At 59.1% G+C, this 14,011-nt stretch carries 11 protein-coding genes and 1 pseudogene; 7 read left to right on the top strand and 5 right to left on the bottom strand.

Annotated elements, in window-relative coordinates:
• Positions 1 to 278 (bottom strand): annotated as a pseudogene (locus CP49_RS48510) (SUMF1/EgtB/PvdO family nonheme iron enzyme); the annotation flags it as partial.
• A 446-nt stretch (positions 279 to 724) separates the two neighbouring features.
• Here CP49_RS48510 and CP49_RS41265 point away from each other — a divergent pair.
• The 4 genes from CP49_RS41265 to CP49_RS41250 all read left to right on the top strand — a co-directional run bounded on the left by CP49_RS41265 (position 725) and on the right by CP49_RS41250 (position 4,375).
• Positions 725 to 2,956, top strand: coding sequence for a sensor histidine kinase (locus CP49_RS41265; RefSeq protein WP_057855804.1), 2,232 nt, complete (start codon positions 725 to 727; stop codon positions 2,954 to 2,956).
• Positions 2,953 to 3,570, top strand: coding sequence for a response regulator transcription factor (locus tag CP49_RS41260; protein ID WP_057855803.1), 618 nt, complete (start codon positions 2,953 to 2,955; stop codon positions 3,568 to 3,570). The genes CP49_RS41265 and CP49_RS41260 overlap by 4 nt, the downstream gene beginning before the upstream one ends.
• A gap of 64 nt (positions 3,571 to 3,634) precedes the next feature.
• Positions 3,635 to 4,021: a response regulator transcription factor gene (locus CP49_RS41255; RefSeq protein WP_057855802.1), complete on the top strand. Its 387-nt coding sequence runs from the start codon at positions 3,635 to 3,637 to the stop codon at positions 4,019 to 4,021.
• 60 nt (positions 4,022 to 4,081) lie between these two features.
• Complete coding sequence (locus tag CP49_RS41250; protein ID WP_156438933.1) at positions 4,082 to 4,375, top strand: hypothetical protein; 294 nt, start codon at positions 4,082 to 4,084, stop codon at positions 4,373 to 4,375.
• A 985-nt stretch (positions 4,376 to 5,360) separates the two neighbouring features.
• On the opposite strand, the gene CP49_RS41240 is transcribed toward CP49_RS41250, so the two are convergent.
• On the bottom strand, positions 5,361 to 5,561 hold the full coding sequence (locus tag CP49_RS41240) for a hypothetical protein (RefSeq protein ID WP_057855799.1): 201 nt from the start codon (positions 5,559 to 5,561) through the stop codon (positions 5,361 to 5,363).
• A gap of 230 nt (positions 5,562 to 5,791) precedes the next feature.
• Here CP49_RS41240 and CP49_RS41235 point away from each other — a divergent pair, with 230 nt between their 5' ends.
• On the top strand, positions 5,792 to 6,106 hold the full coding sequence (locus CP49_RS41235; protein WP_057855798.1) for a hypothetical protein: 315 nt from the start codon (positions 5,792 to 5,794) through the stop codon (positions 6,104 to 6,106).
• Between the two features lie 873 nt (positions 6,107 to 6,979).
• Here CP49_RS41235 and CP49_RS41225 read toward each other — a convergent pair.
• From CP49_RS41225 to CP49_RS41215, 3 genes are all read right to left on the bottom strand, one after another.
• Positions 6,980 to 7,477 (bottom strand): hypothetical protein, encoded by a 498-nt coding sequence (locus CP49_RS41225; RefSeq protein WP_057855796.1) that lies wholly within the window; start codon positions 7,475 to 7,477, stop codon positions 6,980 to 6,982.
• A gap of 120 nt (positions 7,478 to 7,597) precedes the next feature.
• Positions 7,598 to 10,681: an efflux RND transporter permease subunit gene (locus CP49_RS41220; RefSeq protein WP_057855795.1), complete on the bottom strand. Its 3,084-nt coding sequence runs from the start codon at positions 10,679 to 10,681 to the stop codon at positions 7,598 to 7,600.
• Positions 10,678 to 11,742 carry an efflux RND transporter periplasmic adaptor subunit gene (locus CP49_RS41215; protein ID WP_245311139.1) on the bottom strand — a complete coding sequence of 355 codons (1,065 nt, stop codon included), beginning with the start codon at positions 11,740 to 11,742 and terminating at the stop codon, positions 10,678 to 10,680. The genes CP49_RS41220 and CP49_RS41215 overlap by 4 nt, the downstream gene beginning before the upstream one ends.
• Before the next feature lie 279 nt (positions 11,743 to 12,021).
• Between CP49_RS41215 and CP49_RS41210 the strand changes: the two genes are divergently transcribed.
• Together CP49_RS41210 and CP49_RS41205 are read left to right on the top strand one after the other, a co-directional pair.
• On the top strand, positions 12,022 to 12,750 hold the full coding sequence (locus tag CP49_RS41210) for a response regulator (protein WP_057855793.1): 729 nt from the start codon (positions 12,022 to 12,024) through the stop codon (positions 12,748 to 12,750).
• The gene (locus CP49_RS41205) at positions 12,747 to 13,997 is read left to right on the top strand and encodes a sensor histidine kinase (protein WP_063791852.1); all 1,251 of its coding nucleotides are present in this window, start codon (positions 12,747 to 12,749) and stop codon (positions 13,995 to 13,997) included. Before CP49_RS41210 ends, CP49_RS41205 begins: the two co-directional genes overlap by 4 nt.
• The last annotated feature ends 14 nt before the right edge of the window (positions 13,998 to 14,011 follow it).

Raw genomic sequence — 14,011 nt, 5'->3', positions numbered from 1 at the left:
TGCGCGCCCTTGGCGAAGGTCCACCACTGGCTGAAGTCCCGGAGACTGACCGGATGTGCGGGCGGAGAGAACATCAAAGAGCCCGCGTAGATCATATGCGGGAGCATTCCCGGATAATCCTTGGGGTCAGGTGTGATTTCGGCGACGGTGACGTGCTGGGTGGCCCTTACGAATTTCCTGAATTGCCGGTTCGTCACCGGATAGCGATCCATCCAGAAACCATCCACCGTGACACGATGCGCCGGAGCTTCTTCGGGATAATGCTTGTCCGATCCCATGCGGAAAGTGCCACCTGAAATCCAGATCATCGCGTCGGTCAGCGAAGCACCGTCCGCGATGTCAGCCTTGAATGTGGTTGCAGGGAAAAGCGTTGTCATCTTGCGCGCTGCCTCCCGCTCGATCGCCAAATTGCGAGAGGCACGCTACGCAGGAGCCCTGTCACAAGCTATTGGACCGTGGTCCAACATCGGAGCGATGTAGCTAGCGTCACTGGGTCGGACCTCCGGCGTCTGCGCGCATGAATTGCATCGCGGCGACATTGGTCCCGCTGTTTCTGTCTGGCGGGAAAATCCTCCTTGATTTTACTCAGAAATCTTGAACGGCCGGGGGCAGGATACGCTCCCAAAAACGTGCTAAGGTTGCAAGCCGGCAACGTGAGCCGCGGGCAGATTACTGAGTTTGTAAATTTACAATTGTAGCGTTTTGAGTGGCGGCGTTTTCAAAAATGACTACGACGCGCATTGTCATGTGGAGCATCGGACTCCTTTTTTTGCTCGCGGGGGAGGCCCGCGCTGCGGAGCGTGCGCGCGTTCTTATGCTTCACGCCTTCAACTACTCATTTCCCGCCACCAGCGTGATCGCGGAGGCCGCTCGAAAGCGGCTGGTCGAGCACTCGAAATCGGTCGAGATCGATGCGGAGTTTCTCGATCTGGGTCGAAATACCGACGAGGCCCATGCGCTGCGAACGGCGACGTTTATTCGCGACAAGTACGGGAAGCATCCGCCGGATTTAGTGATCACGCTCGGCAGCAACGCGTTGCCATTCGTCGTCAAGCACCGAGACCTGCTTCCCGATGTCCCGGTCGTCTTTGCGTCCATCTCGCCACAGACCTATGCCGCCATGCGATTGCCACCGAAGACGACCGGGATCATCACTGAGTTCGATCTGGCGAAGACGCTTTCGCTCGCGGAGCGGCTCCAGCCGGAGGCTCGCCGTCTGTTCGTCATCGCCGGAAGCGGCGAGACGGATCGCCGTTGGCAACCGGTAGCTCGCAAGATGATCGAGGAGCGCGGCGGCAAATTCGAGACGACATTCCTGTTTGAGCTTCCGTATTCAGAGCTCGTCGCTGAACTGTCGAAGGTGCCCACCGATGCGATCGTGATCCTTTTGACGGTTTTCGCTGACGCCGAAGGCAAGGCTTTCGTTCCGGCGCAGGTCGCGGCTGATCTGTCCGCGCGGTCACCTGCACCGGTTTACGGGCCTTACGATACGTTTATCGGCAGAGGCGCCGTCGGCGGCTTTGTTGAGACGTTCGAATCGATCGGCGTAGCATCGGCTGAAATGGCGATCGAAATCATGGATGGCGCGGATCCGGCCACGCTCGCGCCCCGAACAAACCCGGCGCAGCACTACCGCGTCGATCACCGGGCAATGCAGCGCTGGGATCTGAAGGACAAGAATCTGCCTCCAGACACCGTTGTTCTGTTCAAAAAGCCGACGATCTGGGATGAGTATCGCGGGACCGTTCTTGCGGCACTTTTCGTCCTCGGCCTGCAAACGACAATTCTGGGCGCCCTGCTGATTCAGCGGCGCAGGAGACAGCGCGCCGAAGAACTCCTTAAGGATAGCGAGGAACGGATGACCTTTGCCGCCGCTGCGGCAAACATCGGCCTCTGGCAGTTTGACCGGGATACCGATGAATTGTGGGTTACCGAACATGGCAGGGCGCTGTTCGGGCTACGGAGTGATGCACCTCTCACTCGCGCGGCATTCCTTGCCGCTGTTCATCCGGATGATCTCGAAACCGCACGCCGTTCGCTCCGGAAGTCCTTCAGGACAGAGCGGTCCACAGCCAGCGACGTACGAATTGTCTTGCCGAGCGGTGAGACGCGTTGGATCCGCATGCGCGCCCGGTCCTATGCCGAGAGCAAAGGCGGGCCAAAGCAACTAGGGGGCATTTTCGTCGACATCACCGACCAGAAATCGGCCGAGGCTGAAACTGCACTGCAACGTCTGGAAATTGAGCACCTGATGCGGGTGTCCGTACTCGGCGAACTTTCAGGTTCGATAGCTCACGAGGTCAACCAACCCCTCACTGCAATCCTGTCAAATGCGCAAGCGGCGCTCCGTCTCTTGAGGCAGAAGTCCCCAGATCTCGCCGAAGTTCGCGACGCCCTTGAAGACATTGTGCACGAAGATAATCGGGCGGGCGAAGTGATCCACCGTCTCCGGGGCCTTCTTCAGAAGGGCGAGCGAAATATGGAAAACGTCAACATCAATTCCCTTGTCACATCGACGATCAGCCTGCTGCACAGCGAGTTGATCGGCCGCGACATTAGCGTCAAGCTTGACCTGGAAAACAACGTGTTTCTGACGCGAGGCGATTCTGTGCAGTTGCAGCAAGTCCTGCTGAATCTTGTCATGAATGCAATGGACGCCATGGCCTCTACCCCGATAGCGCAGCGGTCTATCCTGATCTCGACCCGAGGGGCAAAAACCGGAATGATAGACGTGCTCGTGAAGGATCGGGGGCACGGCATCCATCCCAAGGTAAATGGCCGGCTGTTCGAACCGTTCTACACCACCAAGGACCACGGCCTTGGCCTGGGTCTGGCCCTTTGTTCGACGATCATAAAGGCGCATCAGGGAAAGCTGACCCTGGTCAACGGCGAGGGCGGTGGCGCCGTTGCAGGATTTTCGTTGCCCGCCCAGCAACCTGCATTCAGTTCTGTATGACTGACATGTTCACTGTTTATCTCGTTGACGATGACCCGGGAGTCCTCAAGGCGTTGTCGCGACTGCTCCGCGCCAAGGGTTATGACGTCAAGCCGTACTCTTCGCCGCAGGTATTCCTTGAAGAGCATGATGAGGCGATTCCCGGATGCGCCGTACTCGATGTTTCGATGCCTGATCTTGATGGTCTGGAGATTCAGGATGTCTTGACCGCGGTCAGTGGCTCGCATCGTCCCGTCGTGTTCGTTACCGGCAAAGGCGACATTCCTACCAGCGTACGCGCCATGAAAGCCGGGGCGATCGATTTCCTGACAAAGCCGGTAAAGGAACAGGAGTTGTTCGAAGCGCTGTCCCGCGCTGAAGCCATGGATGCCGAGTTGCGCCGACTTCGTTCCGAACTGGACGTGATGCGAGCGAAGGTAGGGACCTTGACCCCACGCGAACGCGAAGTGCTTACGCACGTCGTGGCAGGGCGGCTCAACAAGCAGATTGCCGGCGAGTTGGGTACGGTCGAAAAGACCATCAAGGTTCACCGCAGCCGGATGATGGAGAAACTTGGCCTTCGAACTGTCGCCGACCTTGTACGGATGGCCGAGAAGCTCAAACTGTCCAAGTAAAGAATGCATCTGTTGGCCTAAGGGCCAACTCGACTGGCGCAGGGCGCACCGGCAATAGTCTTCCATGGCGGAAGCTTCCCCATGGATTGCCATTGTGGACGATGATCCGGCCGTGCTCAAGGCGTTGAGTCGGTTGCTGCGTTCGCGCGCTTTTAGTGCCCGGACATACGGATCGGGAGAGGAATTTCTCGCGGCGTTGCCATCTGGTCTGCCCGTGTGCCTGATTGTAGATCTTCAGATGCCAGGGATGAACGGCCTGGAGCTTCAACAGCATCTCATAAGCAACGGCATTAAAATTCCAACAATCCTCATCACCGCGCATGCCGACGCAGCGCAACAAGAACAATCGCACGAAGGTGCGCTGGTAGCCAGCCTCCGGAAGCCTTTGCAGGACGAAGCCTTGTTCTCGGCTATCGACAGGGCGATCGGCAGTTCGCGGAATATTGGGTAGGACCGGGTGCAGCAAAGGACAGGCGCTAACCCAAAGGTCTGATCAAATGAATGATGTGACTTGAGAGATACTGAAATCAATCGTCGAAAAATGAAGCGGCCCCGCCCCGGCGTGGTTGAACCACTCTTGCCGGGGCGGGGCCGAGATCAGGTCGTGGCGTTATCTCGGGTGAACGCCGTTTTTACGAATGATGTCCGAGAGCTGAGCCAAAAGCTCCCGAAGCCGGGCGTTCTCCTCGATCAGCGAGTGAGCTTCGTCGGCCTGTTCGTCGCGACGAAGGGCGGGCTCGTCCCCGCGAAGGGCATTCTCAAGCAACGAAAGAGCGTCGTCGGTCGGTTCCTCAACCCAAAATGAGGGTTCTGCGCGTCGGTCTCGCTTATTAAGCTGCGGATGGTCTACTCGCATGATTGATACTCCAATTTTAAAATGCGGAACGAGCCCCCAGTCTCTTTGTCGCGCGCGGAGAATGAGGTGAGTCGGCAGGCAATTTTGCGACTAAAATTGGAATCGCGCGGAGGCGACCCCGGCGCTAAAGCGGCGTGATTGCGGCGAATCTTGTAGTGCGCGCGGCACAGTACTGCAGCCTGCGCGTGCGATGTATAGCGTCTTCGAGCAGAGCATGTCCTCGGACGAGAACCGGCTCGCATCAGGAAAACGCGTCAAAACAACAATCTAGAGCGGGTTCTGACTCAATCAGAACCCGAAAAGTTTCTAAAGAAACGTGGCCAATTGATAGAGCGCGTAAAGAACTTCCAGGCCCATGAGAACGAGCGCTGCGATCATTAGATAATAACCAAAATGCATAGGGGACTTGAAACCAATGCTGCTCGCGGCCCGTGCGAATCTCGCGCCAGGCCGTGGACCAAACTCGATACGCGTCGGAAGGGACAAGCCTCCGGCGAACTATTCGTCGGCAATCAGAAATAAAAAGGCCTCCGCCGCCGCGGAAGTGACGCCTTTGAACGCCTTTGTCGCGAGCCTCTTCTTGACCGGAGGTCTCTAGTTCGACGCCAGCACGCCTGCTCACACACCGTGGAAAATCTTGATTCCCCACAGCACGATGACGATGGCCAATACCAGCGTAGCCGCCGTCAGTACACTTTCTAAGGAAGCGACTCTCATACTAACTCTCCGCTTCCCAGCCCCATTAAACGGTCTAGGTGATTCGTTGATTCCCCTGCAATCGCATGATCACAATGCTTTGAACGTTGCCCGGCGGTTGTGTTCTACGGGTCACACATCTGGGTATGGCGGCACACTTCGCCGCCACTACAGCGTCGCCATGCGCCTACGGAGGCGGAAACGCCCGCCTCTCCCGACGGTTTTCGATTGAGGAAGATTATTCGGGCTGGCTTGCCGGAACGTAGGAACCGGCCGGGACCGGAGCACTTCGCCGCCGGTCGGCGAGAGCTGCCAAGCGATCGTATTCCTCCGCCACCTTGAGCAGGCGCCCCTGGTCCTTGACGGCATTCGCGGCTAACGCCCGTGTCCGCTCCGCGCGCCTGCGCCAGTGATCCGCATTGGTCAGGAAATCCGTCATCGCTACGCCCCTAATAAGATGGTTTGCTCCCCAGCCCGCGCTGACGTCAGAAAGGCCCGCGATGCGTCAAAAATTTGGCCTAATCCGCTCTGCCGTGTGACTCGGAGCGCGCATGCGCTATCCGGCGCGCCTCTTCGTTGATCCTTTTCCGACGCAAATTTGCCCCCGACTCAATGGAAAGCTCGTCGTGGAAATCGACGACTGGGCCACCTTGTGATCAGGAATGTGTCATGAGTATCGAACATCCGCCGCACGACAGACATGCCCGCCTCGATGCATTTCGGGATGCCAAACGCGCCGACAACGTCGTGCCGCTGCGTGAAGGCAATGACGCGCTTCAGGCAAATGAAGCGCCGCATCAGGGCGACGAACTTCTCACCGCCTTATCTCCCCTGCTCGACGAAGTCGACGGACTTCGGGGAGATGAGGCACGGCATCAGGAAACCAATAACGTCGTGCTGCTGCTCGAAGAGAATGCCCGGCTTCGAAAGCTGGCGGTCAAGCTGTCAAATCTCCTTGGCGATCTTCCCGGGGGAAGCAGGTGAGATCGAGATTGCCGTGACCGGCAGATTTCTGCGGGCTGCCATCAACTCCCAGCCCGTCTTGGCGAACGGCTCTTGGCGAACGGCACCGGAGCTCCGGAGCTTCTCATCGGAATAACCGTCGCGGGAGGTCTCGAAGCTATTCGAAGGCTTGGTGGGCGCACCAGGGCTCGAACCTGGGACCGCTGATTAAGAGTCAGCCACGAGTTAAGAACAATCAATGACTTGGCGGTCGCACTCTTGAGCATATCCGACCGAAGATGGGCATCCGTCACACGGTCATCGTCCTTCGCAGCACTGTTACCAGAATGGCTGGAGGCTTCTGCGAATTCCGATTCCGCGCCCCTCTTGGCAAAGCCGCTCCGGTTCATGCGCGAAGGACGCTCTCGAATTGTTTGCCTCGCGATTCAAGTACACTTCAGAGCGCTATGCCCCGTCATCATTTCTTCAACGCGGTGAACGCCTGGCTCTCGCAACGGTCAACAATCACCGACATCCGCGTCGTTACGTGCCTATCCCCTTCATAAAAGACCGCTAGGGTGCGTCTCTTTGATAGCTCCGTAGCGCCGCTCCGCAGGCATATGATCCAAGGAACAGAAGATATTGGATGAGCTCTGATGGACGCCGAAATCTCGTGGGGCTCCTCAAGCCTGGCTTCAGCGGCAACCTTCTTGAGTGACTCGATGACCTTCGATTGATCCGGCGCTCCGATCTTGGTGCTGGCCAAATTTTGCGGGTCCGCAGCACACGCCGTTAGGAGAATCCACAACGGCAGCCACGAAAGCCGCATCCAGCTCTTCTGTCGATAACGGGTTTTGGCGGCTCGCTCAATTTGAGTGCTTCGCTGCAATGGTGGTTGCTCGCCCGAGGCGGGGATTATCGAGGATCTCGAACAAGATCGATCGAGACTTGCGACACCCACGCCCCGGGCGACTCCATAGCGAACGATTGACGGTTCCCCTTTGTGCGAACGGTCAGCAAGGCCGTGATCGTATCGCCCTCGATTTTCGCGTCGATCAAGCCGTCAACGTTCTGGCCCGAAATCTTGCCTCCCTGGCGGTACTGGCTTTCAAACCAGTTACCCGAAAGCGTGGAGCCCCTTTGATCAATATTCGCGGTCAGCTCCATTTTGTAGGCATCGCTCGCGCAGCGCACACTCATTTTCACGGACCGCCCCTCGTTCTTGGCTATGTAATCGACCTTGCAGCGGACACGCTCGCGCGGCCCATCCAAAGGCTTCATCGAACCCACACCCGACCACGAGCCGGCCACTTCATCGAAGCTCTGCTGCGCGCAAGCAGGCGCGATGATCAAGACTGCCATCAGGAATGGCCATCCCAGAATCCGCAAGATGCGTATTCCTTGCTTAAACATGATCGTGATCCTTCCTCATTGCGTCGAGATCAGAGAGAAGCCTTTGTCTCTTTCCGAAGGCGTTGAACGAGAGTTGCGCAAGCCGCTCTCGAAGAACCGCGGGCTGCAATCCAACCACCATCAAGCCGTTTGCGTTCTGCTTCTCCCAAGACGCTTTGCGATCCAGCGTTGGAGATCGTCCATGACCGTAAAAAAGGCAGGGACGTACACCAGACTGAGAACTGTTGAGCTGAATAGCCCTCCGATAACGGCAATCGCCATGGGCGCGCGCCTTTCTGCGTCGGCTCCCATGCCCAGGGCAATCGGCAGCATGCCCGCGCTCATGGCGATTGTAGTCATCACGATCGGCCGAGCTCGCTTGCGAGCTGCATCCAGAAGAACGTGCACACGATCCAGCCGCCTATCGCGCCCGGCGGCGATCGCGTACTCCACCAGGAGGATCGAGTTCTTCGCTGCGATCCCCATCAGCATCAGGATGCCGATCAGCACAGGCATCGATATCGCCGTTCGTGTCAGAAGCAATAGACCCAGCGCACCACCAATGGACAGAGGGAGCGCAGTCAGGATCGTGACGGGTTGAACGAATCCATTGAACAGTAGGGCAAGAACGACAAAGAGCAGAACGATAGCGGAACCGATCGCAAGCTTGAAGCTGTCGAACAATTCCTGCATGCGTTCGGAGTCACCCGCTGGCTTGTAGACTACCCCTGCGGGCAGGTACCGGATCGACGGCAGATTCGTCACCAGACGTTCAGCCTCCCCGACCGTGAGCCCGCCCAATTCCGCTTCTACAGTCTCGCTTCGGGTTCGGTCCGTTCGCTCGATCTGGATCGGTCCCGAACCGAGGATGAGGTCGGCAACCGACGATAACGGCACCGACTTCTCGAAAGCCGGAAGCTGAAGAATCGACAGGCGGGAAAGATCGGTGCGCGCATCCTCGTTCAGCAATACGCGGATCGGGATCTGTCTGGCGCCCAGGCTGAACTTTGAGAGGTTTTGCTCGATGTCACCTACGGTCGCGATGTTGATGGTTTTTGCGAGCGTCGTTGTGGAGACCCCAAGGACCGCCGCTTTATCCACTTTCGGGATGATTTGCAGCTCGGGCCTGGCGAAGCTGCTCGTCACCCTCGCGCGATGAAAGCCGGGCAGTGTGCGCATCTCCTGCGCCAATTGCCGGGCCGAATTGGCGAGCGCCACGGGGTCGTCGCTCAACAGCGATAGCTGTATCTTCGCGCCGGAGGATCCGTCCTCCCCGAGGCGTATCCGAACGCCGGGAACCGTCGATAGCTGCTGCCCGATCGAGGCCTCGAATGCCTGCTGCGACAGAGCCCTCTCGCTCCTTGGGACCAGGTTGGCCGTGACTGTCGCTCTTCTCACCTCGCCAACCGAGGTCGAGAGATCGCCGGGTCCGGATAACGTCGACGTCTCCGTTCCGAGCGCCGAGTAGACGGATGCCACTTCAGGCCGCGCCCTTAGCAGGAAGATGACTTTTTGTGTCGCCAGATCCGTTTCCTGCAACGTCGCGCCCGGCGCCAATTCGACGGTGAGTATGGTGCGGCCTCGGTCGGCGGCGGGCATGAAGTCGGCGGGAAGAGATGGAACGAGCGACAGCGAGGCTATGAAGAAGACCATCCCCGCGAAGATCGTGATCCATCGATGGCACAGGGTCCACGTCAACATTCCGGTGTAGTACCGCACCCATGCCGGCTCACGGTGCTCCCTGCCGGTTTCCTTCAGGAGGTATGCTGCCATCAAAGGCGTCAGAAGCCGCGCCGTCACCAGCGAAAAGAACACGGAACTGCAAACCGCGATCGAGAAGGCCTTGAAGAACTGTCCCGGAATGCCCGGCATCAATCCGACGGGCGCGAAGACCACGATGATCGCGAATGTCGTCGCAACGACAGCCGGGCCGATTTCGTCCGCCGCATCGATCGCGGCATCATAGGCGCTTTTTCCGGACTGCCGGATATGCCGGACGATGTTCTCGATTTCGACGATGGCGTCGTCGACGAGGATACCGACGACCAGAGCGATCGCCAGCAACGTGATATTGTTCAAAGACTGCTTCAGCGCATACATCACTGCGAACGTCGGGATCAGCGACAGCGGGAGCGCTATGCAGGAAATCAGCGTCGCGCGGATATTCCGCAGGAATACCCAGACGACCAGAACAGCCAGTACCGCCCCCAACGCAAGCGCCTCGATAGCCGCGTGATATCCCTCGACCACCGCGTCGGTCGACGAAGTTACTTCGACAATGTGCACTCTGGGGTGGGCGGCGGCAAATTCCGCGATCCGATTCCGAACATCGCGGGTGACGGCAAACTCGCCGCTGCCGACGGCACGATAGACACTGAAGCCGACGACCTCCCGCTCGTTCAGCCGCGCCCTCTGACGCGGGTCCGCCCAGAACCGCTCGACCGTCCCCATCTCGGAAAGTTTGACGCTGCGGCCGTCACTGAAGGCGATGCGCATATCCCTCAAACGCGCGACTTCGGTGACGCTTCCGACGGTGCGGATCGCTTGTTCGGCTCCGCCGATCGTCACGCGGCCACCTGGCTGAGTGATGTTCTGGCTCCTGATGAGGTCGGAAATCTCGACCGCCGTGAGTCCGAGTGCCATCAGCCGGTCAGGGTCGAGCTTGATCGTAATCTCGGCTTCGACACCGCCGGACCTCGAAATCCTGGAAACGCCCGGCACCGCAAGCACCGCCTTGGCTATGTCGTTGTCGATGAACCAGCTCAGATCGTCGGGAGCCATCGTCGGCGCATCGACGACGAATGTAAGGATGGCCTGCCCCGTCGCCTCGACACGCCGAATCGTGGGATCGAGGGCACCCTGCGGCAGTTTTGAACGTATCGACGCGACAGCATCCCGAACGTCGTTCGTTGCCCGATCGATGTCGGTCCCGAGCGCGAATTCGACCGTGGTCACGGAGAGACCCTCGTTCACGATCGAACGCGTGCGATTGACGGTCCCCAGTCCGGCTAGGCCGTTCTCTATGAAACGCGTGATCTGCGTTTCGATCTCGGTCGGCGCGGCTCCGGCCCAGGCGACGCTGACGGTCACCGTCGGGATGTCCATGTCGGGCATATTGTTCAGCCGAAGCTTCGAGAACGCGACCACGCCCGACAACGTCAACAACAGGAACAGGATCGTAGTTGCAACCGGGTTGCGAATTGCCCAACTGGAAATGTTGTTCACCGCACGGCGCCACCGTTAACGGACGCGGTTTTGACGTTCACCGCGTCGCCGTCGTTCAGAAGGCCGGCGCCTTGGGTCACGATGCGATCACCCGCATCCAGGCCTCGTACAATTTCAACGGTGTCGGTGGCCCCCGCGCCGATCCCCACTTCGGCGAGCGACACCAGATTGTCGCGTCCGACCTTGAACACATGCGCCCTCGCGTCGCGCCAGACCAATGCCTTGAGCGGAACGGTCAGCGCGAGCTTGCTCTCGACCGCGATCTCCACGCGTGCGAACATGCCGGGTTTTAGATGCGTGTCGCCGGCCAGCGCGATGCGGACCGTTCCCAGGCGGGTCTTGGGGTCGACGATAGGCGAAACGATCCGGACAGTTCCCTGCTCGGACGTGCCGGTAGGTCCAAAAACAGTTGCGCGTTGCCCAGCCTTGGCAGCAAGCAGATCCGACTCGAGCACGCGGGCATCGGCCTCGACGCGGTTGTCTTGAATGAGACGGAACATCTCGACTCCAGCCTGGACCACCTGGCCTATCGTCACGGATCGGGATGCGATCATGCCGGCGGCAGGAGCGACGATGACCGTCTGGCGGTCCCGCGCCTCGGCTTCGCCGAGCTGCGCCTCTGCGGCCCGCAGCTTTGCTTCCGTCGTCTTGACGAGCGTCTCGCGCTGCTCGATCACCTGCGCACTGATCACTCCTGATGAGACGGCATGCGCCCGCGTTGCGTCCGACCTGGCGATTGCAAGACTCGCCTGCAGTTCGTCTACTGCCGCCTTGTGCTTCGATATTACCGCGACCGTAAGATCCCGAGTGAGGCGCGCCAATACCTGCCCCTTCGCGACGAAGTCGCCCTCATCGACCGCGATCTCGGTCACGGTCAGGCCGCCGACCTCCGAACTGACCGATATCTCGCGCCAGGCGACGACGTTTCCGGTGGCGGTAATGCTCTTGGTGAGCTCAGATCTCTCGACCGACGCGGCGATGACCGTCATTGCCGCGGAGGTATCCTGTCCATGGGCCGCGGAATGGAGAAACAGGAAAGCTGCGACGGTAGCGATCCTCATGCGCCTGCGTTCGGTAACGGCAATCATTCTGCACCTTTCCTCTGCGCTCTCTGTCAGTCGCAGCCTTGTTTCTCGCTTCGCCGACCAGCTGGCAGGTATCTGGTTAGAACGAGAGCTTTGCTCGCGTAGAACAATTCGTGTCGGAGTGTCTCGGCGGAAGCCGATTCATGTCGAAATGTTACTGGATTGGCCGGTCGCCGCAATTTGTTACGAATAATGGCTTCCTTCGACCCTACTTCGCTGTAGAACGTACTTTCCGAGCCATCCACGACGATGCCCATGAGTGAACAAACGCCTCAGATTCTTGTGGTCGATGACGATCCCGAGATTCGAAAACTGCTCGCCCGCTATGTCGAGGGACAGGCATTTCGCGTTCTGCTGGCATCGAGCTGCAGCGAACTCCGCGAGCGCCTGGCAACTGATCGGATCGATCTTGTCGTTCTGGATGTAATGCTGCCGGACGGGTCGGGCCTCGATGCATGCAGAGACCTGCGGGCGAAGCGTAACACGACGCCAGTCATTCTTCTGACGGCCCTCAAGGAGGAGGTCGATCGCATCCTTGGTCTGGAGATGGGAGCCGACGACTACCTCGGTAAGCCCTTCAATCCGCGAGAACTAGTGGCGCGGATTCGCGCCGTATTACGGCGCCGCTCGGAGACGGCTTCTGTTCCCGAGCACGCGAAGAAGTATCTGTTTGAAGGCCTCATCGCGGATCCGCAATTGCGCAGCGTGGCCGACGCTCTAGGCAACGTGATCGAATTGACCGGCGCGGAATTCGATCTATTGCAGGTGTTCCTGGATCGGCCGGGACGCGTGCTTTCAAGGGACCAGCTTCTGGATCTCACGCGTGGCCGTGACGGGGATGTATTCGATCGATCGATCGATGTGCTGGTCAGCCGCCTGAGGCGCAAGCTGGACACTTCGGGAACCACACGTCTATTGAAGACGGTTCGCAACGGCGGTTATCAGTTCGCCGTGAAGGTCGAGCTCAGGAACTTTCCGTCGTGAACACGTTGCGGGCCAAACTCGCCGTGCTCATCGCGGTGGTCATCGTTTCCGTAGTGAGCGGCTCGACCGGGGTCCTGATGTACCTCTTCAACCCGCCGGACGAACAGCAAGCGATCGCTCCCATGGCCGAGCAGGTAGCATTGCTCAAGCAGGTCGTACGCGTCGCGCCAACGCTGGTTACGATTCAGCAGGAGCCAGCCGGTGGAGAAGTCGCGGCAGATCTCACAGCTTGGCTGCGCGTAGCCCTGAAGGATCGAGGAATATCGCGCAGTGTCGTGGTGTCTCGGAAGAACGACTTGCCTCTGTTGTCCATTCCCGTAGATCAAGGCTGGATCGTCACACAGATCCCCGACCTGCCTCCGCAAGGGGGACTCTTCAATCTGCTTCTTATGTGGCATTCGCTGATCGCGCTTGGCTCGCTGGCAGTCGCCCTTTTCTTTGCGAATCGCATGGTCAAGCCTCTCGTTGTGCTCGAGCGTGCGATCGAGTCGGTCGGGCCAGACGCCCTGCTGCCCGAGCTTCCTATGGTCGGCCCAGCAGAGGTCCGCGTCACCGCCCAGGCACTCAACTCCCTGTCCTCCCGGCTCAAGGTAGCAATGGACAGTCGGATGCGCCTCGTCGCCGCCGCCGGACACGATCTGCGCACGCCGATTACGCGCATGCGTCTGAGGGCGGAGTTCGTCGAAGACGACGATGATCGTGCGATGTGGCTGAAGGACATCGATGAGCTCGATCGAATTGCGGACAGTGCAATCCTGCTGGTGAGGGAAGAATCTGGAAAATCGCCGCCCGAACCTCTCCGACTCGACATGCTGGTTTCCGAACTAGTCGAGGAATTGCGAAAGCTATCGTATGACGTTACCCTGACTCGCTCTACCGCTGGGGTCGTGCGCGCAAACCGGACCGGCCTCAGTCGCGCCTTTCGAAATCTGATCATCAATGCCGCCACATACGGGAAGCGGGCGCGTGTCGCCGTCGAGAGCGCGCCGTCTGAGGTGATCGTCGTCATAGCCGATGACGGCCCAGGGATCCCGCCAGATATGATCGGGCAGGTCTTCGAGCCATTCTTCCGAGCCGATCGCGCGCGCGCGAAGCATTTCGATGGTGCAGGACTGGGTCTAACGATTGCAAACGAGATCGTGCAACGAGCCGGAGGCAGCATCACGATAGAGAATGGCCCCTTGCGGGGATTGCTTCAGACCGTGAAGCTGCCGGCCGAGCATATGGAGCCATCGGCGCCCAACTAGCCCATGCACTCATG

The sequence above is a fragment of the Bradyrhizobium valentinum genome (genome assembly GCF_001440405.1).
In the GTDB taxonomy this organism is placed as follows: domain Bacteria; phylum Pseudomonadota; class Alphaproteobacteria; order Rhizobiales; family Xanthobacteraceae; genus Bradyrhizobium; species Bradyrhizobium valentinum.
The sequence above is the reverse complement of the archived record's forward strand: the minus strand, read 5'-3'. Positions and strand labels throughout refer to the sequence as shown.